The 23,729-nt window shown below is 41.4% G+C and carries 23 protein-coding genes and 1 tRNA gene; 15 read left to right on the forward strand and 9 right to left on the reverse strand.

Going from position 1 to position 23,729, the window contains the following annotated elements; translation table 11 throughout:
* Positions 1 to 143: 143 nt before the first annotated feature.
* From LVY74_RS12970 to sohB, 5 genes are all read left to right on the forward strand, one after another.
* A complete protein-coding gene (locus LVY74_RS12970; protein WP_237815403.1) occupies positions 144 to 1,175 on the forward strand; it encodes a substrate-binding domain-containing protein in 1,032 nt (343 codons plus the stop codon).
* An 87-nt stretch (positions 1,176 to 1,262) separates the two neighbouring features.
* Positions 1,263 to 2,642 (forward strand): phosphate ABC transporter permease subunit PstC, encoded by a 1,380-nt coding sequence (gene pstC, locus LVY74_RS12975; RefSeq protein ID WP_237815404.1) that lies wholly within the window; start codon positions 1,263 to 1,265, stop codon positions 2,640 to 2,642.
* Positions 2,639 to 4,030, forward strand: a complete 1,392-nt coding sequence (gene pstA, locus LVY74_RS12980) for a phosphate ABC transporter permease PstA (protein ID WP_237815405.1) — start codon at positions 2,639 to 2,641, stop codon at positions 4,028 to 4,030. The genes pstC and pstA overlap by 4 nt, the downstream gene beginning before the upstream one ends.
* 13 nt (positions 4,031 to 4,043) lie before the next feature.
* Positions 4,044 to 4,955 (forward strand): phosphate ABC transporter ATP-binding protein PstB, encoded by a 912-nt coding sequence (gene pstB, locus LVY74_RS12985; protein ID WP_151710514.1) that lies wholly within the window; start codon positions 4,044 to 4,046, stop codon positions 4,953 to 4,955.
* Between the two features lie 151 nt (positions 4,956 to 5,106).
* On the forward strand, positions 5,107 to 6,069 hold the full coding sequence (gene sohB / locus LVY74_RS12990; protein WP_237815406.1) for a protease SohB: 963 nt from the start codon (positions 5,107 to 5,109) through the stop codon (positions 6,067 to 6,069).
* Positions 6,070 to 6,132: 63 nt separating this feature from the next.
* On the opposite strand, the gene LVY74_RS12995 is transcribed toward sohB, so the two are convergent.
* Together LVY74_RS12995 and LVY74_RS13000 are read right to left on the reverse strand one after the other, a co-directional pair.
* Entirely contained in the window at positions 6,133 to 6,741 is a 609-nt protein-coding gene (locus tag LVY74_RS12995; protein ID WP_237815425.1) for an alpha/beta fold hydrolase, read from the reverse strand.
* 104 nt (positions 6,742 to 6,845) lie between these two features.
* Complete coding sequence (locus LVY74_RS13000; RefSeq protein WP_237815407.1) at positions 6,846 to 8,111, reverse strand: L,D-transpeptidase family protein; 1,266 nt, start codon at positions 8,109 to 8,111, stop codon at positions 6,846 to 6,848.
* 186 nt (positions 8,112 to 8,297) lie between these two features.
* On the opposite strand from LVY74_RS13000, the gene hemE reads away from it, so the two are divergent.
* The gene (hemE, locus tag LVY74_RS13005) at positions 8,298 to 9,371 is read left to right on the forward strand and encodes a uroporphyrinogen decarboxylase (RefSeq protein ID WP_237815408.1); all 1,074 of its coding nucleotides are present in this window, start codon (positions 8,298 to 8,300) and stop codon (positions 9,369 to 9,371) included.
* A gap of 51 nt (positions 9,372 to 9,422) precedes the next feature.
* A complete protein-coding gene (locus LVY74_RS13010) occupies positions 9,423 to 10,214 on the forward strand; it encodes a DUF817 family protein (RefSeq protein WP_237815409.1) in 792 nt (263 codons plus the stop codon).
* A 24-nt stretch (positions 10,215 to 10,238) separates the two neighbouring features.
* Here LVY74_RS13010 and folE read toward each other — a convergent pair whose 3' ends face one another.
* From folE to LVY74_RS13035, 5 genes are all read right to left on the reverse strand, one after another.
* Complete coding sequence (folE, locus tag LVY74_RS13015) at positions 10,239 to 10,787, reverse strand: GTP cyclohydrolase I FolE (RefSeq protein WP_171494421.1); 549 nt, start codon at positions 10,785 to 10,787, stop codon at positions 10,239 to 10,241.
* A gap of 91 nt (positions 10,788 to 10,878) precedes the next feature.
* Positions 10,879 to 11,565 carry a Smr/MutS family protein gene (locus LVY74_RS13020; RefSeq protein WP_151710508.1) on the reverse strand — a complete coding sequence of 229 codons (687 nt, stop codon included), beginning with the start codon at positions 11,563 to 11,565 and terminating at the stop codon, positions 10,879 to 10,881.
* Between the two features lie 210 nt (positions 11,566 to 11,775).
* On the reverse strand, positions 11,776 to 12,582 hold the full coding sequence (trpC, locus tag LVY74_RS13025) for an indole-3-glycerol phosphate synthase TrpC (protein ID WP_237815410.1): 807 nt from the start codon (positions 12,580 to 12,582) through the stop codon (positions 11,776 to 11,778).
* A 9-nt stretch (positions 12,583 to 12,591) separates the two neighbouring features.
* The gene (gene trpD, locus LVY74_RS13030) at positions 12,592 to 13,641 is read right to left on the reverse strand and encodes an anthranilate phosphoribosyltransferase (protein WP_237815411.1); all 1,050 of its coding nucleotides are present in this window, start codon (positions 13,639 to 13,641) and stop codon (positions 12,592 to 12,594) included.
* Between the two features lie 8 nt (positions 13,642 to 13,649).
* On the reverse strand, positions 13,650 to 14,234 hold the full coding sequence (locus tag LVY74_RS13035; protein ID WP_237815412.1) for an anthranilate synthase component II: 585 nt from the start codon (positions 14,232 to 14,234) through the stop codon (positions 13,650 to 13,652).
* Positions 14,235 to 15,011: 777 nt separating this feature from the next.
* Between LVY74_RS13035 and glnA the strand changes: the two genes are divergently transcribed.
* The 3 genes from glnA (at position 15,012) to LVY74_RS13050 (ending at position 17,478) form a co-directional block, all read left to right on the forward strand.
* A complete protein-coding gene (gene glnA / locus LVY74_RS13040; protein ID WP_237815413.1) occupies positions 15,012 to 16,421 on the forward strand; it encodes a type I glutamate--ammonia ligase in 1,410 nt (469 codons plus the stop codon).
* A gap of 105 nt (positions 16,422 to 16,526) precedes the next feature.
* Entirely contained in the window at positions 16,527 to 16,961 is a 435-nt protein-coding gene (locus LVY74_RS13045; RefSeq protein ID WP_151710730.1) for a MarR family winged helix-turn-helix transcriptional regulator, read from the forward strand.
* Positions 16,962 to 17,049: 88 nt separating this feature from the next.
* Complete coding sequence (locus LVY74_RS13050; protein WP_237815414.1) at positions 17,050 to 17,478, forward strand: organic hydroperoxide resistance protein; 429 nt, start codon at positions 17,050 to 17,052, stop codon at positions 17,476 to 17,478.
* Between the two features lie 70 nt (positions 17,479 to 17,548).
* On the opposite strand, the gene LVY74_RS13055 is transcribed toward LVY74_RS13050, so the two are convergent.
* Positions 17,549 to 17,818 (reverse strand): hypothetical protein, encoded by a 270-nt coding sequence (locus LVY74_RS13055; protein ID WP_237815415.1) that lies wholly within the window; start codon positions 17,816 to 17,818, stop codon positions 17,549 to 17,551.
* 161 nt (positions 17,819 to 17,979) lie between these two features.
* Positions 17,980 to 18,055 (reverse strand) — tRNA-Asn (locus LVY74_RS13060).
* Between the two features lie 195 nt (positions 18,056 to 18,250).
* Here LVY74_RS13060 and phoA point away from each other — a divergent pair.
* The 5 genes from phoA to LVY74_RS13085 all read left to right on the forward strand — a co-directional run bounded on the left by phoA (position 18,251) and on the right by LVY74_RS13085 (position 23,634).
* Positions 18,251 to 19,669 (forward strand): alkaline phosphatase, encoded by a 1,419-nt coding sequence (gene phoA, locus LVY74_RS13065; RefSeq protein ID WP_237815416.1) that lies wholly within the window; start codon positions 18,251 to 18,253, stop codon positions 19,667 to 19,669.
* A gap of 248 nt (positions 19,670 to 19,917) precedes the next feature.
* The gene (locus LVY74_RS13070) at positions 19,918 to 21,291 is read left to right on the forward strand and encodes an amino acid permease (RefSeq protein ID WP_237815417.1); all 1,374 of its coding nucleotides are present in this window, start codon (positions 19,918 to 19,920) and stop codon (positions 21,289 to 21,291) included.
* 16 nt (positions 21,292 to 21,307) lie between these two features.
* On the forward strand, positions 21,308 to 21,790 hold the full coding sequence (locus tag LVY74_RS13075) for an Lrp/AsnC family transcriptional regulator (RefSeq protein ID WP_151710726.1): 483 nt from the start codon (positions 21,308 to 21,310) through the stop codon (positions 21,788 to 21,790).
* Positions 21,783 to 22,418, forward strand: a complete 636-nt coding sequence (locus LVY74_RS13080) for a YitT family protein (RefSeq protein WP_237815418.1) — start codon at positions 21,783 to 21,785, stop codon at positions 22,416 to 22,418. The genes LVY74_RS13075 and LVY74_RS13080 overlap by 8 nt, the downstream gene beginning before the upstream one ends.
* A gap of 16 nt (positions 22,419 to 22,434) precedes the next feature.
* Entirely contained in the window at positions 22,435 to 23,634 is a 1,200-nt protein-coding gene (locus tag LVY74_RS13085) for an amino acid aminotransferase (RefSeq protein WP_237815419.1), read from the forward strand.
* Positions 23,635 to 23,729: the final 95 nt, after the last annotated feature.

The raw sequence follows: 23,729 nt of genomic DNA on the forward strand, positions 1-23,729 counted from the left end.
ATTTTATTTTGATTGTATAAATATCATTAAAGCGTAATAAAGCTGTAACCGAAGTGTCACATAAAAAAATCAAAATGCATCTATCAAATACGGACTCGTGCAAGAAAAACAGCAGCTTTCTTGACATAAATTGAGAGATGAAAATGAATTTTAGCAAAAAATACCTTGCCTTGGCATTTGCTTTTTCTGGGGTAACTTTGGCAACAGGTGCACATGCTGCACGTGATACCATTCAAATTGCAGGTTCTTCTACAGTACTTCCTTATGCAAGTATTGTTGCTGAAGATTTTGGGCACACTTTTCCACAGTTTAAAGCACCTGTTGTAGGTTCTGGTGGCTCATCTGCTGGTTTAAAACAGTTCTGTCAAGGTGTAGGCGATAACACAATCGATATCGCAAATGCATCACGTAAAATTAAAGATACAGAAATTGCAGCATGTAAAAAAGCTGGTGTAAACAAAATCCAAGAAATCAAAATTGGTTATGACGGTATTGTTTTTGCATCAAACAGCTCAAAGCCAGCATATAAATTAAAGCCTTATCATGTGTTTGCAGCACTGGCTGAAAAACTTCCTTCAAATGGTAAGCTTGTTCCAAACCCATATACACGCTGGAATCAAATTGATCCAACTTTACCAAATGAACCGATTACTTTAGTTATTCCTGCATCTAACCATGGTACACGCGAAGTGTTCCAAGAAAAAATGGTTGAAGCTGGCTGTGAAACTTATGACTACTTCAAAAAGTTAGATAAAGATGCTCAGAAAAAAGCATGTTCAACTTTCCGTAAAGATGGTCGTGTAATTGAAATTGCAGGTGACTACACAGAAACATTGGCACGCTTAAAAACTTCTCCAAGTGCAGTGGGTGTATTTGGTCTAGGTTTCTATGATCAAAACCGTGACAAACTTCGTGTTGCAACAGTAAACAATGTTGTACCAAGCGAAAAAACCATCTTGAGTGGTAAATATCCTGTATCTCGCCCATTGTTCTTCTATGTAAAAGGTGAGCATGTCAAAGTGATTAAAGGTTTACCACAATACACTGAATTCTTCTTGAACAAACGTGTTTCAGGTAAAGGCTCAAAACTTGAACGTGCGGGTCTGATCGCAATGTCTGATGCAGAACGTGCAAAAGTATTGGCAGATTTCAAATCAGGTAAAACTGTTAAGTAATTGGTTGTGCTCAAAAAGAGGTCAGTCTGAGGTTCTTGGACTGACCCTTGGGCGTTTTAATTAAAATGGAAACCGAGCGGAGATAAGATGAATCTGCTTCTTTTGGGTGTACTGCTGGCTTTTGTTGCAGTTGCATACCAGTTAGGCTTGAAAAAAAGCCGCCAACTGGCAGGGAAAGGCAATAGCTCAGTCAGTTTGCATTCTCGTCCGGGATATTATGGCGCACTTGTCGCGATTTGGTGTGGTATTCCTGCATTTATCATTCTTATATTGTGGAATGCTTTGGAACCTGTCCTGTTACATCAGGCGGTTTTCAACCAAGTTCCAAGTTCGATCTTGTCTGGTCTTGATGAAGCGAGCAGAACCGTCTTGCTCGATCGTGTACAAGCCATCGCTTCAGGATTTGGTGTGACCGATCAGCCACAAGCGTATGAGTTGAAAGCGGCAGAACAATATGCACAGATGGCAAAAATTGGTGATTATGCCAAGTTTGCTGTTGTGATCTGTGTTGCAATGGCAGGTCTTATCTTCGCACAAAAAAGAATTAATCAAAAATACCGTGCCCGTAATGGTGTTGAGAAAGTTATTCGTATTGGCTTGGCACTCTGTTCAGGTGTTGCAATTTTGACAACCATCGGCATTGTGATGTCAATGCTTAGCGAAGCTTTGCATTTCTTTCACTTTGTCAGTCCTGCAGCATTTTTCTTTGGAACAGAATGGAACCCAGGATTTAGTACCACAGGTAATGCAGAAGGCAGTTATGGTTTATTACCATTGTTGTGGGGCACACTCATGGTCAGTGCCATTGCCTTATTGGTTGCTATTCCTGTTGGTTTAATGATTGCGATTTATTTAGCTGAATACGCTTCACCACGTTTGCGAGCATGGGCAAAACCAACCATTGAGATTTTGGCGGGTATTCCAACGATTGTCTATGGTGTATTTGCCATGATGGTGGTTGGGCCATTTTTCAAATATTTGGGTGATCAAGTTGGCGTTGAAATTAATGCGACCAGTGCACTCACCGCGGGCTTTGTGATGGGGGTGATGATTATTCCATTTGTCTCATCTTTGTCAGATGACATTATTACCCAAGTTCCGCGTGCTTTACGTGATGGTTCATTGGGTTTAGGTGCGACCAAATCTGAAACCATACGACAAGTGGTTCTTCCAGCTGCATTGCCAGGGATTACAGGCGCATTCTTATTGGCAGTTTCTCGTGCTGTTGGGGAAACTATGATTGTGGTATTGGCAGCAGGAAATAGTCCATTGTTACATGTTAACCCACTTGAAGCGGTATCGACTGTAACTGTTACGATTGTGAAGCAATTAACAGGTGATACTGACTTTGCAAGTCCACAAGCATTGGTTGCCTTTGCATTGGGTCTCACCCTGTTTGTAATCACCCTTGGTCTTAATATTGTTGCGCTCTACATTGTGCGTAAATATCGTGAGCAATACGAATGAGTATGACAAATACCTCAACGCAGCAGCCAGTATTTGACCCAAATACTGCGGCTGAATTGCGTGAAAAACGTAAAAGAACCATTACCCAGTCTTTGGCAAAGCGCCATCGTAAAGAAAAAACCTTCCGCTTTTTTGGGTTATTTGCGGTTGTTACGGGTCTATGCTTCGTTGCGATATTATTTGGCAGTATTTTGTATAAAGGTGTGCCTGCATTTTGGCAAACCAGTTTGACTGTACCTGTTTATTTTGACCCGAAAATCATTGATGCAGGGCCAAAGCCTATCCAAACTGCCAATGAATCACCTGCTCAATATCAAGAGCGTTATGTCGATTGGCAAACCAAAATGGGTATGGTGGACTGGGATGGTCTGATTGTAAAAGGCATGATCGCTAAAGACCCAAGCCTTGCTAGTCAAGAAGATGATCTACGCAGTATCTACACCAGTTCAGAAGCTTTCCGTGTACGTGACATGGTATTTAAAGATACCAGTCTGATTGGTCAGAAGCTTGATCTTAAATTCCTTGCCGATGCCAATATCGATGTTTGGTTAACAGGTAAAATTGATCGCAGTTTGCCTGATGATCAGCAGCAGTTAAGTCCAGAAGTGCGTAAGCTTGCTGATCGTATGGAGAAACAAGGCTTACTTGAGCATACGTTTAACTTCAAGATCTTTACCAATACAGACTCACGTAGTTCACCAGCAAGCAGCGGTTTGGCAGGTGCGTTTATGGGTTCATTGTTCATGATGCTGATCGTGATCTTTATTTCGATTCCAATCGGTGTGGCAAGTGCAATTTATCTTGAAGAATTCTCTAAGAAAAATATTATCACTGACATCATTGAAGTAAACATCAACAACTTGGCAGCAGTTCCTTCGATTGTCTTTGGTTTATTGGGTGCTGCGATCTTTGTGGGTTGGATGCATTTACCTTTGTCAGCGCCTTTTGTTGGTGGTTTGGTCTTGAGTCTAATGACCTTGCCAACAGTCATTATTACAACACGCGCATCGTTAAAAGCGGTGCCACCATCGATTCGTCAAGCCGCACAGGGCTTAGGCGCATCAAATGTACAAACCGTTTTTCACCATGTTTTGCCATTGGCATTACCCGGGATTATGACGGGTTCAATTATTGGTGTTGCTCACGCATTGGGTGAAACTGCACCATTACTTTTGATCGGAATGAGCGCCTTTGTTGCAAACATTCCACATACTCCATTAGACCAAGCAACTGCATTACCTGTACAAGTTTATTTGTGGCAGGGTAATGAATTGCGTAACTTCTTTGAAGGGCGTACCGCAGCAGCCATTATTGTGTTGTTAGGCTTGATGATCGGCTTAAATAGTTTGGCAATCTGGTTACGTAAGAAATTTGAAGTACGTTGGTAATTGAGGCAAAAAAATGAATACAGCAAATACAAGTCCATTCCAAGCGCAGGATACACAGGTGGTTCCAGAATCTCATACTTCACATGAAGGTACAGCTCATCGTCCAATCAATATTCATGTTGGACAGTTTGATCAACAACCTGAGAGTGCAAAGAAAAAAGCAGCACAGCAAGTCAAAATCAGCACTGAAAATGTCCATGTTTATTATGGTGAAACCGAAGCCATTAAAGGTATTGATCTGAACATTTACCAAAATGAAGTGATTGCTTTTATTGGGCCATCGGGTTGTGGTAAGTCTACCTTCTTGCGTACTTTAAACCGTATGAATGACACCATTGATAGTTGTCGTGTCACGGGGAAAGTGACTTTGGATCAGCAAGATATTTATGATCCAAATCTTGATGTGGTCTTGCTGCGAGCACAAGTCGGTATGGTTTTCCAAAAACCAAACCCGTTTCCAAAATCAATTTTTGACAACGTTGCATACGGGCCAAAATTACATGGTTTAGCGCGTGACAAGTATGATTTAGAGGAAATTGTTGAAAATAGCTTGCGTAAAGCGGGTTTATGGGATGAAGTGAAAGACCGTTTAACACAATCAGGTACGGGTTTGTCAGGTGGTCAGCAACAACGTCTGTGTATTGCACGTACCATTGCTGTGAGTCCTGAAGTGATCTTGATGGATGAGCCTTGTTCAGCACTTGATCCGATTGCAACAGCAAAAATTGAAGAATTGATTTCAGAATTATCTGATCAATATACCATTGCGATTGTGACTCACTCGATGCAACAGGCTGCGCGTGTTTCAGATCGTACGGCGTATTTCCATTTAGGTGATTTGATTGAAGTCAACTCAACTGAGAAAGTCTTCACACAACCTGATCATCAACTTACAGAAGCCTATATTACAGGTCGTTTTGGTTAATTCTTGTCTAAACGACTTTATAGATTGTGATCAAATCCCTATGTGCAGGCATGGGGATTTTTATTGAATTGTAGTCATGATCATTTGGCTATTGATTTTTAATGCTGTAACCCTCATCTTGAGCTTATAACTTTATGTATTAGGCGAAGATATGTTATTTCAATTGCCCAAAATTCCTGCTGAAATGCACGTGACCCATTTAAATGCACGTGTCAATGAACAAAGAAAGAAAATTATTCAAAGTACCACATCAAAAATTGAATTTTTGCAATTTAATAAACAGTTAGCGAAAGAAGCAAAACAGCGTAAGAAAAACAATAAAAAAGTTTATGTGATTGACTTTAAAGGTGATGTTCAAGCATCTGCGGTCAGTGCATTACGTGAAGAAATTACCCTGATTTTGTCAACTGCAAAAGCAGGGCAGGATCGTATTCTGATTCGTTTAGAAAGCCCAGGCGGTATGGTGCATGGTTATGGCTTGGCGGCTGCACAGCTTGTTCGCCTACGTGAAGCAGGTTTTCATGTCACGATTGTGGTTGATAAAGTGGCTGCAAGTGGCGGTTATATGATGGCGTGTATTGCCAGCGAAATTATCGCAGCGCCATTTGCCATTGTTGGGTCAATTGGTGTTGTTGCGCAGGTGCCAAACTTTAATCGTTTACTGCGCGAACATCATGTCGATTTTGAACTTTATACTGCAGGGCAGTACAAACGTACAGTCACCATGTTTGGAGAAAATACACCAGAGGGTAAAGATAAGTTTGAGCAGGAATTGCAACAAACCCATACTTTATTTAAACACTTTGTTGAAAAATACCGTCCAAAACTCAATGTTGAAAAAGTGGCAACAGGTGAACACTGGTATGGTCAGGACGCTTTAGAACTGAACTTGGTTGATGCCTTACAAACATCAGATGAAGTCATTTTAAAATTACTTCCAGATCATGATGTTTATTTGATTCATACTCGCCGTAAGCCAACTTTAGGAGAAAAGTTGGGTTTACAGGCAGCACAGGTTGCCGATCAGCTTATGCCTGTAGTGATGAATAAATTTACTGAGATGTTGACGAAAGCCAACCAATCATTGGTACAGTTACGCGACCCTAAACTTTAATTAAATTCAGTTTTTTAATCAAAAAGCCTGTCTAAGAATGACAGGCTTTTTTGATTTTGGTGGTTATTGTTCATGTCGGGCAAGGAATGTTCGGATTAGATGACTGACCTCATCCGCATGTGTTTTTGCAAAATGATGTTGACCCTGAGCAATAATATGGAGTTCGGCTTGGGTCAATTGTTGCTGTAAATATTCACCGACAGCAATAGGGCTAATTGGGTCGATCTCTCCCCAAAGTAATAAGCTCGGGCACTGAATGTGCTGTAATTGATCTTCATAACTGGTTTGAGTGGTGATAAACCAATCAGGATGAGTTAAATACTCTTCTTTATACATTTGCCGCCAGTCTGCAACATGAAAGCGATCAAGGTCTATGCCGCCAGATGTCGCAGCCAGTACCAATCCTTGTACCAATTCGGGTTTGGCTAATGCTGCGGCAACTGCAAAAATGCCACCCATAGATTGTGCAACGAGATAACAAGGCTGTTGAATTTGATTGATGACATAATCCGTCAGCTGCTCAAAATTATTGAGATTGTGAATGCTTGGTGTATGCCCAAAACCAGGGTAGCCAATCACATGACTTTGGTAGGTGTCCGCAAGTGCTTGTTGGACAGGGTGCCAAAATTGGGTACTTCCTGATGCACCTGGCAGGAAAAAGATCTGCTTCATATCCATGACTATTCTTCTTATATCGTTAAGCTTTTGCACTTTAAAGCGAAAAGCATAAAAAATAAGCCCAGAAATTCTGAGCTTATTGGAATACTGAAGTTTAATTATTCAAGAAATTTAACTGTAACACCAGCTTTTACTTTACTTGCTAAATCATTGGCATCCCAGTTGGTTAGACGAATACAACCATGAGATGCTGTTTTAGAGATTAAAGATGGGTTTGGCGTACCATGAATACCAAATGAACGCTTGCTTAAACCAATCCATACATTCCCTACAGGACCGTTAGGGCCTGGTGGTAGCATTAAAGGTTTTAAGTTTTTACCCTGAACAAAGTTACTCGGCGAGTAGCTGTAGTAAGGGTTCTTGGTTGCGCCCACAACCTTATAAGTTCCTGTTGGCGATGGTGTGTCTGTACTGCCAATCGTTGCAGGGAATGAGCCAATCATTTGATTGCGATCATTAAACAGGTACAGTTGTTTTGCGCCCTTATGTGCCACGATCAAGTGAATATCTTCAGGGAGATTATTGCGAATGTTGGTCACAATAATTTTTTCCCCAACTTTGTTGAACGTTGCCTTAGGATTGAGCTGTTTGAGGAATGCTTCATCCATATGGAATTTTTCACCAAGCATTTCTGTTACGCGGGTATAGTACAAACCTGGCATTTTAGCTTGTAGCGCATAATCAGAAGGAATGCTTTTTGCATAAGGCCCTTTTAGATCAGCTTCGGTCAACGTGTATTCAATAAAAGCAGGCTTATTTTGAGTAGCGACGAGTGCATTCCAAGTCGCTTGATCTAGCTCACCTGTTGTTGGCAGACCTTGCATTTGTTGGAATGAAGCCAATGCTTTTAATGTATTTTTACCGCTGCTGCCATCAATTGCGCCTGGCGAAGCATGGTTATTATTGAGCATAACCTGTGCACGTGCATAGACAGGGAATTGACCCTTAGCAATATCTGCATACCACTGAATATTATTTAAATTGTCTAATGTCCATGCATTACGTGCAGCATTATTTTTTGTTGGTGCTGTCGTTTTCTCAGAACCCTGATCAATGGTTTTAACGGTCTTAGTGACTTGGTTAAGATTCTTTTGTTCTTGCTGAGAGATTTGTACTTCAGATGTAGCCGTAGTTGAGCTGACATCGGATGCTGCTGTACTAACAACATTTGATGCCGAATGCTCATCACCCATGACTTCTGATGCGGCTTTAGTATCTAGCGCAAGTGGATTGATCGGATCTTGAATGGTCGCCGCTGAAGCGACTTTTTTAGGAGTTAATGGTTGCTCTGCATTAGAAGCTGCAAAAGCAGTATTTAGCATGAGATAGCTTAAACTCATAGCGAGCAATGAGCGAACGAACATCTAATTCAACCTTAAGAATTATGTATCTGTGATGAAAAAACGCGGTCAGTATTACAGAATTTGTAAACCCATGCATTAACTATTTCGTATTCATATTGCACCCATAAAAATAACCAACAGCTTGATTATTCAAAATACGGGCTTTTTGTTATGATAGGTAAATTTTTTCTAACTCATGGAAAGGACATGACGACTTTAAAAAATGATCGTTTCCTACGTGCTTTATTGCGTGAACCTGTCGATACCACCCCTGTTTGGATGATGCGTCAAGCAGGTCGATATTTACCAGAATATCGTGCAACACGTGCCCAAGCGGGTGATTTCCTTTCTTTATGTAAAAATACTGATTTTGCATGTGAAGTGACACTGCAACCTTTGCGTCGTTATGATTTGGACGCTGCAATTTTATTTTCAGATATTTTAACTGTGCCAGATGCTTTGGGTTTAGGTCTGTATTTTGAAGCAGGCGAAGGGCCAAAATTTCATAAAACAGTACGAACAGAACAAGATATTGCTCAGTTACCTAAATTGAATGCCAAAACTGATTTGGCTTATGTGATGAATGCCGTTTCAACCATTCGTTCGGCATTGGCGGGGCAAGTTCCACTGATTGGTTTTTCAGGCAGCCCTTGGACACTGGCAACTTATATGGTTGAAGGTGGTTCAAGCAAAGACTTTCGTTTTACCAAACAGATGATGTACGCACAGCCTGAGTTACTCCATGCATTGCTTGATCATTTGGCTGACTCTGTGATTGATTATCTTAATGCGCAAATTGATGCGGGTGCACAGGCGATTCAGATTTTTGATAGTTGGGGCGGCTCGTTAGCACATCGTGAATATCAGGAATTTTCTTTGCAGTATATGCAGAAAATTATTGCAGGTTTACAGCGTGAAAAAGATGGTCAGCGTATTCCTGTCATTCTATTTACCAAGGGTGGTGGGCAATGGTTAGTACCAATGCTGAACACAGGTGCGGATGCGTTAGGACTAGACTGGACAACATCATTACAGACTGCACGTGAAATGGTGCAGGGTAAAGTTGCATTACAAGGTAATCTAGATCCTGCAACTTTATATGGCTCAGCAGACACGATTCAAAAAGCCGTTCATGCCATGCTTGATGATGCCTATGCAAATGGTGAAAAAACAGGATATATCGCAAACCTTGGACATGGTATCACTCAATGGGTTGATCCAGATCATGCCAAAGTTTTTGTCGATACTGTTCATGAATATAGCGCCAAGTATCTAGGCTAAATTTGCGTGAACCTTGCCGTTCGATTTATTTTTACTGTAGTGCAGCGTGCCATGTCCGCTGCACTTTTTGGTATTTTATTGCTGATCGTTTTTGCCTTGAGTTTTAAAATGGGGCATCAGTCTTATTGGGGCTTGTATCGTTACGATTATTTGTTTTTCTGTGCGATTCTGATCCAAGGTTTGATGCTGTATTTTCGTCTGGAGTCATGGCAGGAAGCGAAAGTCATTGCGCTATTTCATGTGATGGCGATGATTATGGAACTGGTACTGACTGCACCGAATATTGGTTCATGGCAGTATCCTGAACCTGCAATTCTCAAAATTTTGACTGTGCCTTTATTTGCAGGCTTTATGTATTCGGCAATTGGCAGTTTTTTTGCGCGTTCAATTCGTTTATTTCATCTCTCATTTGAAAAATTGCCAAACTTGGTCAATATGTTGGCACTGGCATTGTGTGCTTATATCAACTTCATCAGTAAGTTTTTTATTATTGATATTCGCAGTATTTTATTTGTGTGGAGTGTGTTGATTTTCTGGAAGACCAAGGTGAATTTTCAGATTTTAAGTCACTCATGGCATTTGCCCATGCTGCCAGTCTTACTATTTTTAGCTTTTCTGATTTGGATTGCGGAAAATATTAGTACTTTTTATGACATTTGGGTTTATCCAAGTCAGATGGATGGTTGGCACATTGTTTGGTGGGGAAAAATTGGCTCGTGGTACTTATTGCTACTGCTCAGTTTGGTGCTGGTGCTGAAAATTTTGGGGCAACGTGACGCACAGGGCAACTGGCAGTTACACGAAGCATATGTTCAACATCGCAGACATAAAAAAGGCAAGTAAAAACTTGCCTTTGGTCGTTCAAGCTTAATAGCTCTCAGGCACAACGCGTAAAAACTCGCGGCGTACTTCTTCATCAGTTTTGAATTCACCAACAAAAGAGACCGTACGCGTTGTTGAGTTTTGTTTGCCAACGCCACGCATCATCATACACATATGTGCCGAGTCAATCACCACGGCAACACCGCGTGCATGCGTTACGCTTGCAACGGCTTCCGCGATTTGCTGCGTTAAATTTTCCTGAATTTGCAAACGACGCGCAAACATTTCAGTAATGCGGGCAAATTTAGAAAGTCCCAAGACTTGTCCTTCAGGCAAATAGGCAATATGCACACGACCATAAAATGGTAATAAATGGTGTTCACATAGCGAATAAAATTCGATGTTTTTCACCAAAACCATTTCGCGGTTTTCGGATGGGAAAACCGCGTTGTTTGTAACTTCTTCAAGCGTTTGGTTATAACCTGAAGTCAAATACGAAAAAGCGCGCGCCGCACGAACAGGCGTGTCTTTAAGACCCGGACGTTGAAGGTCTTCACCGACCGCAGTGAGAATTTTTTCGTAGGATTGCTGCATAGACATAACAGGTGTTCACTTACACTGGTTGAGCAAGGTCGGCATTTTAACAGAAAACTTGCCAAAGACCGACAATAATTATTAAAACAGCTTACTGTTTATACTTTGGATTTTTCTCTGTACGTTTCAGAAGCACCAGAACTGCACCTGTTCCGCCTTGGTTTTCAGGCGCACTGACAAATGCCAGTACATCTCGATGTTGGCGTAACCAGCCATTCACATAAGTTTTTAAAATGGCTTCAGGGCCTTTGCCATGTACAATTTTAATGACATTTTGATTTTCATCTTTTGCCATTTGAATGACTTGTAGAACAGCAGCACGCGCTTGTTCAACAGTACAGCCATGCAGGTCTACCGCCTCGAACCAGCGTAAATTGCCTGCTTTTAAATCTTCAAATACCCGATGCTGTAAAGTTGCAATGCGATAACTTAGAGTTTGCTGGCTGCCAACGGGGTTTAGTGCAGCTTGAGTATCAGAGAGTTCAGCTCCTTCAGTTTCGGCTGAACCTTCCGCAGCAACGCGTTTTGCAAGCGTCTGAGCATCGAGTTTTTTACGTTTGGTTTGATTGAGATTGGCAATATTGGCGTGATCTAACTTTTGCACGCCTTGGGTAGCTTTTTTAAATAAATCCCAGTCATTCTCAGGTTCTTCAGCTTTCGCTTTTTCTACAGCCTGTTGTTGTAACAGTTGAGTCGTCTGAGGATGAGTGATTTGTTTTTTAAACTGCTTGAGCAGTGATTGTTGCTCTTTAGACAGAGCAGAATCTTTATTACTCATGATAATAAACATAAAAAAGTGAAATTTGACTTAGTCAGTATAGTACGAAATGCTATGGGTGAGAGATCAAAAGCTGAATGCTTATTTGTAATATAAATTTTGTTAAGTCGGCAAGGGATGGTTTTGAATTATTTTAATCCCGCTAAGCAATCAAAATAATACAAAAACCGAATCTAGACGTATCTAAATTCGGCTTGCATCAAGATGCTTTTATAACTGTTCAGGTGTTCCAAATAGGGCTTGGAATGCCTGTGCAGGATCAGGTTGTTTCATAAAGCTTTCGCCAACAAGGAAGCTGTGAATGTCATGATCTTGCATGATTTTGACATCTTCTGTTGTTGCAATGCCGCTTTCTGTTACGAGTAATCGCTGTGGATCAAGTAGTTTTTTCAAACGTAATGAAGTGTTTAAATCGACTTCAAAAGTTTTCAGATTGCGGTTATTGACTCCGAGTAAGCAGCGTTCATCGAGTTGTAATGCGCGCTCAAGTTCAGCTTCATCATGCACTTCAACCAAAACATCAAGGTTGTGCTCGAATGCAGTTTGTGACATTTCCTGAAGTTGTTGATCGGACAAGCACGCCACAATCAGCAAAATACAGTCTGCATGCAAAGCACGTGCTTCAACCACATTGTAAGGATCAATCAAGAAATCCTTACGTAGAGCAGGCAATGTACAATGTGTGCGTGCAATCTGAATATTTTCATCTGCACCTTGGAAAAAGTCGACATCAGTCAGGACGGATAAACATGCTGCACCCGCACGCTCATATTGTTGAGCAATTTCAGCAGGATTGAAGTTGGCACGAATCACCCCTTTTGAAGGTGATGCTTTTTTAATTTCAGCAATCACGCCTGGGCGTTTAGCACGCAATGCTTGTGCAAAACCACGTACAGGTGTGGCTTGCGCAGCCAGTTGTTCAAGGTCTTGCAAGCTGTAAGTTTTACGGCGTGCGGCAAGCTCCTCAACTTTACGGTCAACAATTTTACCTAAAATTGTGTTTGCGATATCTACCATCACCGTTCCTTATGCGCTTTCAATCTGTTTTAGGGTTTTTGTAAATTCGGCAAAAACACTCATTTTTTCAAGTGCCTGACCGCCATCAATAATATCTTGGGCAAATGCCACACCTTGTTTGTAGTCTTTCGCCAAGCCTGCAACATAAATCCCTGCACCTGCATTGAGTGCAATCATGTCTGCTGCTTTTTGTCCAATTTCTGATTTGTTGCGTCCAAGCGCATCTTTAATCAGTTTCAGGCTGGCGTCTGGGCTATCAATAATCAGGCCATGCAAACTTTGTGGGGTAATGCCGACATCTTCTGGGGAAATCGTCCAAGTCTGAATTTCACCGCCTTTGAGTTCGGCAACCGTTGTGGGTGCAGCGAGGCTGATTTCATCCAAACCATCTTTAGAATGCACCACCATGACATGCTCTGCACCGAGCTGCTTCATGACTTCTGCTATTGGATAGCAGAGTTCATCGGAGAACACGCCAATCACAAGACGTTTTACGCCCGCAGGATTGGTCAGTGGACCAAGTAAATTAAAGATGGTACGAATACCCAATTCTTTACGTGGGCCAATCGCATGTTTCATGGCTTGATGATGATTTGGCGCAAACAGGAAACCAATGCCCATTTCACGGATACACCGTTCGGTTTGGGCAATGTTCAGATCCAACCGAATTCCTGCCTGTTCGAGCAGGTCAGATGAACCCGATTTACTCGAAACACCACGGTTACCGTGCTTAGCAATGCTGGCACCTGCGGCAGCGATCACAAAGCTAGAGGCAGTCGAGACATTAAATAAGTTCTGACCATCGCCGCCTGTACCCACGATATCAACCAAATGAGGAATATCACGGGCATCAATTTTGATGGCTAACTCACGCATGACTTCGGCAGCAGCAGTAATTTCATCGATGCTTTCACCTTTGAGACGTAGTCCCATGAGTAAAGCACCAATTTGTGCATCAGTGGCTTCACCTTGCATGATGCTACGCATCACATCTTGCATCTGACTTCGGGTGAGGTGAATGTTTTTTGTAATATGGCTTAGAGCTTGTTGAATATTCATGGCAACCGCTATTTATAAATATCGAGGAAATTTTGGAAAATTTGATGTCCGTGTTGGCTTAGGATCGATTCTGGGTGAAATTGCACACCTTCAACAGGCAATGTCTTATGTTTCACACCCATAATTTCTTCCATAGAACCATCAGGTTCATTGGTCCAACAGGTCACTTCTAGGCACTCAGGTAACATCGCTTGGTCAATCACAAGTGAGTGATAGCGTGTCGCTGTAAATGGTGATGGCAAGTCGCTGAAGATTCCTTTGTCGCTATGATGCATTTCTGACAAACGACCATGCATGACATGTTTGGCACGAACAATTTTTCCGCCAAAGGCTTGTCCAATACTTTGATGCCCCAAGCACACGCCAAGCAACGGAATTTTGCCTGCAAAGTGCTGAATGGCAGGAATGGAAATGCCAGCTTCAGAAGGAGAACAAGGGCCAGGGCCAATCACCAGATACTTCGGTTGCCATCGTTCAATATCCTCTAATGAGACTTGATCATTGCGAACTACTTTTACTTCTTGATTTAATTCGCCAAAGTACTGGACGATGTTGTAAGTAAAGGAGTCGTAATTGTCTATCATTAGAAGCATGATATTTAACCTATTGAGATGCATGCACGTAAAATGTGCTTAGTCCAAAATTACTGATATAGAACATGAAAAACCCATATTTATCTAAAAAAATAAAGGCGGTTTTCTATAGCGAAAATCATCATAGCAAAAAATAACCGATTTTTGCTGAACTATTTCATGCCGAATTGTTGCATTCTCAATCAAGTACAAACTCAAAGATGATAGAAATCCTGACTGTGTAGGTATGTGGTCTTACAGTACTACGAGTGCTGCTCGCAATTTTTATATTTCAGGAGAAAATGCTCAATGCACTAAGGCGATACAAATTGCTTTCATGAGTGACTTGATGTTGTTGTGGAACCTTTAAATTGATCATTTAATATCAGTTTTTGATCTACCAGTTTGTAAAAGATGAGCGGCTTTGACGAGTTGGGGTGTAACATTTGACATAAAATCTTCAAAAAACTGTAGTACTGTATAAAAAAATAGCAATTAATTTTCAGCAATCGGCTTGTGAATGCACTGCATTAAATCATAAATAGATAAACGCACTTTTTTGGTTCATTTTGTGTCGTTTTTAATAGAATACTGCCTAAAATGTTTGAATATGGTGCATTTCATTTTATGAACAGTATAATGATGAAAGGTGAATTGGCTAACCACTATTTAGAATATATACTTATCAATAGCTTAGCTAAGCATTATAAAGTTGGCACGGGAGTTGCTTAATTACGTCCAACTTCTAACACGCACCTCATACGTGCAATAAAAATACTTGATTGGAGCATAAAGAGCATGGCGAACAAGGTTCTTGAACTTATCAAAGAAAGTGGCGCTAAATGGGTCGATTTTCGCTTTACAGATACTAAAGGTAAAGAGCAACACGTAACTTACCCAGCTGACTCAATTGATGAAGACTCTTTTGAAGACGGTAAAATGTTTGATGGTTCTTCAATTGCAGGTTGGAAGGGCATTGAAGCGTCTGACATGATTTTGCGTCCAGATGCAGAAACAGGTTTTATCGACCCGTTCTTCGCTGAACCGACTGTTGTTGTGACTTGTGACGTTATTGAACCATCTACTGGTCAAGGTTATGAACGTGACCCACGTTCGATTGCTCGTCGTGCAGAAGAATACTTAAAATCTACAGGTATTGGTGATACAGCATTCTTTGGTCCAGAACCAGAATTCTTTGTATTTGACGAAGTGAAATGGGACATCGACATGTCTGGCGCTCGTCATACTTTGATCGCTGAAGAAGCAGCTTGGTCAACCGGTAAAGATTACGAATCTGGTAACTCTGGTCACCGTCCACGCGTTAAAGGTGGTTACTTCCCAGTTCCGCCTGTTGATTCTCATCAAGACATGCGTGCTGAGATGTGTAACAAAATCGAAGACATCATGGGGTCAGGTCGTGTAGAAGTACATCACCACGAAGTTGCATCTTGCCAGTTAGAAATTGGTGTAAGCTTCAATACAATGGTTCGTAAAGCTGACGAAGTACAACAGTTCAAATATGCGGTTTGGAACGTTGCACACCAATATGCCAAAACTGCAACCTTTATGCCTAAACCAATGGTAGGTGATAATGGTTCTGGTATGCACGTTCACATGTCAATCTCTAAAGATGGCAAGAACTTGTTCGCTGGTGATGAGTATGCTGGTTTGTCAGAAATGGCACTTTACTTCATCGGTGGTGTGATCAAGCATGCTCGTGCATTAAACGCGATTACTAACCCATCGACTAACTCATACAAACGTTTGGTTCCTCACTTTGAAGCGCCAATCATGTTGGCTTACTCAGCACGTAACCGTTCAGCATCTATCCGTATTCCTTACGTTTCTAGCCCTAAAGGCAAACGTATCGAAGCGCGTTTCCCTGATCCAATGATGAACCCGTACTTAGGTTTTGCTGCATTGTTGATGGCTGGTCTTGATGGTATCCAAAACAAGATCCACCCAGGTGAAGCTGCTGACAAAAACTTGTATGATCTTCCTCCTGAAGAAGAAGCTAAAATCCCAACTGTTGCTCATAGCCTAGAAATGGCGCTTGAAGCACTTCAAGCGGATCATGAGTTCTTGTTGAAAGGTGGCGTGTTCACTAAAGAAATGTTGGATGCTTATATCGACCTTAAAATGGAAGATGTTCGCCGTCTAAACACAACAACTCACCCTGTTGAATTTGATATGTATTACAGCTTGTAATTTATTTGCTGTAACCATATTTAAAAAGCTCGCCTTGTGCGGGCTTTTTTATTGGCAATCTTAGCTATAATGCCGATGACAGTCGTGTGATACGAGGAGAGGCTTTTGAGTGATGATCGATTATTAAAACTAGATAATCAGCTGTGTTTTGCGGTTTATTCTGCCAATTTGGCATTTAATCAAAAATATCGTCAGTTACTTGCACCTTTGGGAATCACGTATCCTCAATATTTGGTTATGTTGGTGCTCTGGGAGCAAGATCGGGTGACAGTATCGGAGATTGGTAAACGCCTTTATCTCGAATCATCAACACTGACGCCTATGCTGAAAAAACTTGAAAAATCGGAGCTGATTACTCGCCAGCGTTCCGATCAGGATGAAAGGCAGGTATTGATTGGTTTGACTAAGCAAGGTTTGGCTTTAAAGCAGCAAGCTCAAATGATTCCTGAATTGATCCAGCAAACCAGTCAATGTGATTTACAAACTTTAATCGAGTTGAAACATCAGTTAGAACAGTTGCGTGCTACATTGATTAAATAATTTACAGTTTAGTTGCTGTGAGTTATTGACTGAATATTTATATCGTGTACGATATATTTGTGTGATACTTAATTTAAAGGAAGAAATCATGTCATTAGAAAAAGTCGTTTATACTGCTAAAGCCAAAGCTACAGGTGGTCGTGATGGTCGTGCAACCTCAGATGATGGTGTGCTTGATGTTCAGTTAGGTGTACCTAAAGAAATGGGTGGTGCAGGTGGTGCAGTCACCAATCCAGAGCAACTTTTTGCAGCAGGATATTCGGCATGCTTTTTGGGTGCAATGAAATTTGTCGCAGCTCGTGACAAATTTGATATGCCTAAAGATGCTTTCATTGAGGGGGAAGTGGGTATTGGTCCTATTCCAACAGGTTTCAGCATTGAAGTGACCTTAAATATTCACTTGCCAGAGATGGATCATGCTGAAGCACAAAAGCTAGTTGATGCTGCGCATATTGTTTGTCCGTATTCAAATGCAACGCGTGGCAATATTGATGTGACATTAAAAATTGTTGAATAACAATTCATTGCATTATCAAATAAAAAAGGCTTATCTATAGATAAGCCTTTTTCTTCATGTTAAAACTCGATTACTGATTGCTTGAAGTTTTGGCTTCTGAATCCTGTTTCAGTTTATCAAACTGTTGTTGAGAACTCATTGGCTGGCTAGATTGAGTATCTTCTTCTTGGTATTTTTGGGCGTATTCAGCACGTTCTTCATCATATTTAGCTTTGGTTTTCGTATCTTGAGATGCAGCTAAAAACAGCAACAGCACTAAAGCAATCGGAATAAGTAGTGCAATAGCGAAAATCGTCCAACGCTTACGGTCACGAGCTCGGATTTCTTGCGGTGTTAACATATGATGTATCCTAATTGGGGCGAGAAGAAACAGACTGCCACAGTACTTAGGTCGCTAGTTTAGAGGATGATTGATTTCAGTCAAAACAAATTGTGCTTACAATTGGTAACTATAGGCAAGTATTAAAAAAGCCCATAAGAAAACTTATGGGCTTTTGAATTTGGCTCTCCAACCTGGGCTCGAACCAGGGACCTGCGGATTAACAGTCCGTCGCTCTACCGACTGAGCTATTGGAGAATATGGAAAAGGATTTTATGGATTCTTATAGCCTTGGTCAAGTATTTGAGCTTAAGTTTTCTAGTTTTAGGGTTTAATTGTTTTAAAAATAATCATTTATCTGTGGGTTAAGGTGATGAAGTTAAATCAAATTGCAATATAAATCCATTAATTTAACTCAAGTGGCAAAACAATATCGATAACAGGAGCCTCTTGGTGAATTTAAAACCACTTTTACTCAGCAGTTGTGTTGCAATTGCAGTCAGTGCATGCAGTACTATGCCACAAACAGCATCATCACAAAATCATTTGATTGCACCACAAGCGAAAGGTCAACTGGATCAGTTTTCGGGCGCAACTCGTTTAACGAAAGAGCGTAGTGAAGCCCTTAAGGCGTCAATTGACTCACGCTATGTTAAACATGTGATTTTATTTATTGGGGATGGAACAAGCGATTCGGAAATTACCATCGCCCGAAATTATGTTGAAGGTGCAGGTGGCTATTTTAAAGGAATCGATGTGTTGCCATTTACAGGCAGCTATACCACCTATTCAATCAATAAAGATAAAACCATTGATTATGTAACCGATTCCGCCGCTTCAGCATCGGCATGGGCAACAGGTGTAAAAACCTATAATGGTGCAATTGGTGTGGATATACAGGCAAAAGCACATGACTCGATTTTGGCTTTGGCAAAACGGGCAGGCTATGCCACAGGAAATGTAACCACAACTGAATTGCAGGATGCAACCCCTGCGGCACTGATTGCACATGTAACGCATCGAAAATGCTATTCACCATCTTCAACTGCTAAACTTTGCCCAACCAATACTTTGGAAAATGGTGGCTTAGGATCAATCACGGAACAGTTAATAGATGCTCGTGCGGATGTGACCTTGGGGGGTGGTGCAACTTCATTTAATGAGATGGCAACGGCTGGGCAATATAAAGGTCAGACCTTATTGGCTCAGGCACAGGCGCGTGGTTATCAAGTGGTGTCTAATGCCGATCAGCTTAACCAATTGACGATTGCCAATCAAAAGCAACCTGTTTTAGGTTTGTTTGCACAAGGTAATTTACCTGTGAGCTGGATGGGGCCGAAAGCAGTACTGAATGGGAATAAGCAAGCGGCTCAGCGTTGTCAAGTGAATCCTGAACGTGGAAATGAAATTCCAACTTTGCGAATGATGATGGCAAAAGCGATTCAGCTCTTGGATAAAAATCCAAAAGGCTTTTTCCTGCAAGTGGAAAGTGGTTCGATTGATAAGCAAAACCACGCAGCCAACCCGTGTGGTCAAATCGGTGAAACTGTAGCTTTAGATGAAGCGATTCAGGAAGCACTAGCATTTGCGAAAAATCATCCTGATACGCTGATTATTGTCACAGGTGATCATGCACACACCAGCCAGATTATTCCAGTGGACGCGGACAGCCCAGGAAAAACTGCCAATTTATTGACCAAAGATCAGTCAGCAATGGCTGTGAATTATGCGACATCGACAGGTGATAGTCAGGAACATACAGGGGCGCAAGTGAGAATTGCGGCGTATGGCCCACGTGCTGCCAATGTGTCAGGTTTGATTGATCAGACGGATTTGTTTTTTATTATGCGTGATGCACTCAATATTCATTAAATGAGTTAAAAAATAGCGATTCAACGCACAGCCAGTCTGTGCGTTTTTTATTGTGCACATTCTTTACGCAAGATTGCATTAAAAAGAGTCGGAAAATATTCTTTATGATTTAAATTGGCGCTTCTTTCGTGATAAGAATTGTAATTTATGCAATAAATAACGGTTAAAATAATAAATATAGGCATAAATCCTGTTTTTGGCATATCAATTGCAAAGTTATTGCATATTTATAAATATGAGCTATTGTTATGTCGGATCAGTCTCAGCAACTTAAACAGGGGTTATCGAATCGGCATGTGCAATTAATTGCGCTTGGTGGTGCGATTGGCACAGGCTTATTCTTGGGGTTATCACACACGATTCAGTTGGCTGGGCCGAGTGTGCTATTGGGGTATGCCATCGCGGGTTTTATCGCATTTTTAATTATGCGTCAGCTCGGGGAAATGGTGGTTGAAGAGCCAGTCAGTGGGTCATTTAGTCATTTTGCCTACAAGTATTGGGGGCGGATGGCAGGCTTCATGTCGGGCTGGAATTACTGGGTTTTGTATGTACTGGTGAGTATGGCAGAGCTGAGTGCAATCGGGATTTTTGTGCAGTTTTGGTGGCCAAGTGTACCGACATGGCTGACAGCATTGGTGTTCTTTATTGCGATCAATGCAATTAACCTGCTGAATGTTCGCCTATTTGGTGAACTCGAGTTTGTTTTTTCCTGCGTTAAAGTCGTGGCAATCATTAGCATGATTGGTTTTGGAGCTTACTTACTATTTTCAGGTCATGCAGGTCCATCGGCAGGTGTCAGTAATTTATGGCAGCATGGTGGTTTCTTACCGCATGGTTGGTCAGGTTTAGTCTCTGCTATGGCATTTATTATGTTTGCTTTTGGTGGTCTGGAACTGGTTGGAATCGCAGCGGCAGAAACCAAAAATCCACAGCATACCATTCCAAAAGCAACCAACCAGATTGTGTACCGTATTTTGATTTTTTATATCGGTGCAATTGGTGTCTTGTTGAGCTTGTTTCCATGGGATCAGGTGGCACAAGGTGGCAGTCCGTTTGTGATGATTTTCCAGTCGCTCAATAGCACAGGTGTTGCCAATGTCTTGAATATTGTGGTGTTGGTCGCAGCCGTGTCGGTTTATAACAGTTGTGTGTATAGCAATAGCCGTATGTTGTTTGGCTTGGCGGAACAGGGTAATGCACCAAGTTTCCTGAAAAAAATCAACAGTCGTGGTATTCCTGTTGCTGCATTATTGGTGTCAGCAGCCGTTACAGCACTCTGTGTTGTCGTGAACTATGTTGCACCGAGAAATGCCTTTGAAATTCTGATGATGTTGGTGGTTGCAGCGTTGGTATTGAACTGGTTAATGATTTCAATCACCCATTTAAAATTCCGTAAATTTATGCAGCAAGAGAAGCGCCAAGCATTATTCCCAAGTATTTTTGCACCATGGACGAACTATTTAACCATCGCTTTTGTGATTGGTATTCTGGTGATCATGGCTGTATCTGAAGAAATGCGCATGGCTGTGATTTTGTTGCCAGTTTGGCTGGTGGTGCTCAGCGCGGCATATATTTTGAAATATCGGCAGAAAGAAAACAGCATCTCGGTGCTAGAACAGTAAATAGAGGTAGTGAATTGTGAGCAATCAGCTTGATGAATATGACCAAAAGATTTTACAGCAGTTGCAAGCCAATGGTCGTCTGAGTAATCAGGAACTGGCAGAGATTGTTGGATTATCGACATCACAATGTTCAAGACGACGTATTGCGCTCGAGCAACAAGGTATGGTGGTGGGATATTTTGCCCAGTTGCACCCGAGTGCTGAGCGTTACCCTGTGATGGGGGTTATAGAAATCAAGCTGTTGCAGTATAGCACTGAAATTCTGGAAAAATTCCTCGCCTTTGTTGAGCAGGAATCCATGATTCGTGAAGTGTATAAAATCACAGGCAGTTATGACTATATGTTGAAAGTGACAGTGAGTGACTTAAACCAGATGAGTCAACTCATTAACCGTTTGGCATCGTTAAATATTGGCATTGGTAACTTTAATACCTCAATTGTGCTTGAACGCATTAAAGAAAATCATCAAATGATGAACGTGGATAATCAGCATGAGTAATACAACATCTATGATTAATTATCAGCCTGAGGTGCAATTAAAACCTCACTCTTCAGTTGAAGATGGTTTGGCGATGTTGATCGCGACCTTCATGATTTCCTTTGCCATGTTGCTGATGCAAAGTGCAGGCACATTGACAGGTGGAACAGCGGGTTTGGCGTTGCTGATTCACTATGTCACAGGGATTAAATTTGGTTTTATTTTCTTTACCCTGAATTTGCCATTTTATTACTTGGCATATAAGCAGCTTGGTCTGCAAATGGTGATTAAAACTTTTATTGCAGTGGGTTTACTGTCTGTACTCACTGAAATACATCCTTTATTCATTCACGTGCAAGGCATGTCTCCATTATATATGGCCATTTTAGCCAATATTTTTATGGGCTTGGGCTTCTTAATTTTATTTAGACATCGTTCAAGTTTAGGTGGATTTAACCTGCTCGCATTGTTCATTCAAAAGCGTTATGGCATTCCTGCAGGAAAAATTCAAATGGGCTTGGATATTTGTATCTTGTTGGCATCTTTGGCGTATGTAAATACCAAGTTGCTGGCAATTTCTATTTTAGGTGCAGTGATTTTGAACATGATTCTGACGTTGAATCATCGTTCAGATCGTTATGTGGCGTAATTCATCGAGAAAAACTATGTTTGATCATATTCCAGTTTATGCGGGCGACCCGATTTTATCGTTAATGGAAAGCTTTAAAGTTGATCCGCGGGAACACAAGGTTAATTTAAGTATTGGTTTATATTACAACGAAGACAGTATAGTTCCTCAGCTAGAAGCGATTTCTCAGGCGCAACAGCAATATGCCAAAACAGAGCAGCAAGCCAAATTGTATTTACCCATGGAAGGTCTGTTGAGCTATCGTGCAGCAGTTCAGCATTTGTTGTTTGGTGAGCAACATGCGGCGGTGAGTGCAGGGCGCATTGCGACCATTCAGACCTTGGGTGGTTCTGGTGCGCTTAAAGTTGGTGCGGATTTTTTAAAAACGTATTTTCCAAATTCTGAAGTGTGGGTGAGTCATCCTACTTGGGACAACCATATTGCAATTTTTGCAGGTGCTGGATTTAAGACTCATCAATATCCGTATTTTAATGCGGCAACAGGGCAAGTTGATTTTGCTGGCATGTGTCAAACCTTGTCTCAGTTGCCTGAGCAAAGCATTGTGTTGTTGCATCCATGCTGTCATAACCCGACAGGCGTGGACTTGTCTGCGGATCAGTGGGATATCATCATTGAAATTATTCAGCAGCGTAACCTGATTCCATTCTTGGATATTGCTTATCAAGGTTTTGGACAGGGCGTCGAGCAGGATGCTTATCTGATTCGTGCTTTAGCCAATACATCGGTGCGTTTTGTTTTAAGTAATTCATTTTCTAAGATTTTCTCACTCTATGGTGAGCGTGTTGGTGGTTTGTCTGTGGTGTGTCATAACGCAGATGAAGCAACACGTGTTTTGGGTCAGTTAAAAGCAACAGTGCGTCGTAATTATTCAAGCCCGCCAACGACAGGTGCATCTTTGGTGAATGTGGTGTTAAACCAAGATGAACTGAAACAGTTGTGGCTGAATGAAGTGGAAGAAATGCGTCAGCGTATTTTGGAAATGCGTGTCACTCTACGTGATTTGCTTGAGCAAGCTGTTCCAGAGCAGAACTTTGGCTATTTAACCGAGCAACAAGGCATGTTTAGTTACACAGGTTTGAGTCCTGAGCAAGTTGAGCGCTTACGCGAAGAATTTGCGGTATATTTAGTTAAAAGCGGACGGATTTGTGTGTCAGGTTTGAACCGTAAAAACATTGAACATGTTGCACATGCGATTGCTCAAGTGATTCAAAATTAAGTTATTCGGGATATAAAAAAGCAGTCTGATCAGACTAATGCCAGTCAGTTAAGCAAAAAAATGCAAATTGCTGTAAAAATGAGTGTATGCAAATA

Origin of the sequence: Acinetobacter sp. ME22 (assembly GCF_022012315.1) — a bacterium.
Taxonomy (GTDB): Bacteria; Pseudomonadota; Gammaproteobacteria; order Pseudomonadales; family Moraxellaceae; genus Acinetobacter; species Acinetobacter brisouii_A.

What these genes read in the sequence shown, in the direction of transcription:
- LVY74_RS13080 (WP_237815418.1), top strand. Translation starts at nt 21,783, where the DNA reads ATGAGTAATACAACATCTATGATTAATTATCAGCCTGAGGTGCAATTA.
- LVY74_RS13020 (WP_151710508.1), bottom strand. Translation starts at nt 11,565, where the DNA reads ATGAGTAATAAAGATTCTGCTCTGTCTAAAGAGCAACAATCACTGCTC.
- sohB (WP_237815406.1), top strand. Translation starts at nt 5,107, where the DNA reads ATGTTATTTCAATTGCCCAAAATTCCTGCTGAAATGCACGTGACCCAT.
- pstB (WP_151710514.1), top strand. Translation starts at nt 4,044, where the DNA reads ATGAATACAGCAAATACAAGTCCATTCCAAGCGCAGGATACACAGGTG.
- hemE (WP_237815408.1), top strand. Translation starts at nt 8,298, where the DNA reads ATGACGACTTTAAAAAATGATCGTTTCCTACGTGCTTTATTGCGTGAA.
- glnA (WP_237815413.1), top strand. Translation starts at nt 15,012, where the DNA reads ATGGCGAACAAGGTTCTTGAACTTATCAAAGAAAGTGGCGCTAAATGG.
- trpD (WP_237815411.1), bottom strand. Translation starts at nt 13,641, where the DNA reads ATGAATATTCAACAAGCTCTAAGCCATATTACAAAAAACATTCACCTC.
- pstA (WP_237815405.1), top strand. Translation starts at nt 2,639, where the DNA reads ATGAGTATGACAAATACCTCAACGCAGCAGCCAGTATTTGACCCAAAT.
- LVY74_RS13035 (WP_237815412.1), bottom strand. Translation starts at nt 14,234, where the DNA reads ATGCTTCTAATGATAGACAATTACGACTCCTTTACTTACAACATCGTC.
- LVY74_RS13010 (WP_237815409.1), top strand. Translation starts at nt 9,423, where the DNA reads ATGTCCGCTGCACTTTTTGGTATTTTATTGCTGATCGTTTTTGCCTTG.
- trpC (WP_237815410.1), bottom strand. Translation starts at nt 12,582, where the DNA reads ATGGTAGATATCGCAAACACAATTTTAGGTAAAATTGTTGACCGTAAA.
- LVY74_RS12970 (WP_237815403.1), top strand. Translation starts at nt 144, where the DNA reads ATGAATTTTAGCAAAAAATACCTTGCCTTGGCATTTGCTTTTTCTGGG.
- folE (WP_171494421.1), bottom strand. Translation starts at nt 10,787, where the DNA reads ATGCAGCAATCCTACGAAAAAATTCTCACTGCGGTCGGTGAAGACCTT.
- LVY74_RS13050 (WP_237815414.1), top strand. Translation starts at nt 17,050, where the DNA reads ATGTCATTAGAAAAAGTCGTTTATACTGCTAAAGCCAAAGCTACAGGT.
- LVY74_RS13070 (WP_237815417.1), top strand. Translation starts at nt 19,918, where the DNA reads ATGTCGGATCAGTCTCAGCAACTTAAACAGGGGTTATCGAATCGGCAT.
- pstC (WP_237815404.1), top strand. Translation starts at nt 1,263, where the DNA reads ATGAATCTGCTTCTTTTGGGTGTACTGCTGGCTTTTGTTGCAGTTGCA.
- LVY74_RS13055 (WP_237815415.1), bottom strand. Translation starts at nt 17,818, where the DNA reads ATGTTAACACCGCAAGAAATCCGAGCTCGTGACCGTAAGCGTTGGACG.
- LVY74_RS13085 (WP_237815419.1), top strand. Translation starts at nt 22,435, where the DNA reads ATGTTTGATCATATTCCAGTTTATGCGGGCGACCCGATTTTATCGTTA.
- LVY74_RS13000 (WP_237815407.1), bottom strand. Translation starts at nt 8,111, where the DNA reads ATGTTCGTTCGCTCATTGCTCGCTATGAGTTTAAGCTATCTCATGCTA.
- LVY74_RS12995 (WP_237815425.1), bottom strand. Translation starts at nt 6,741, where the DNA reads ATGAAGCAGATCTTTTTCCTGCCAGGTGCATCAGGAAGTACCCAATTT.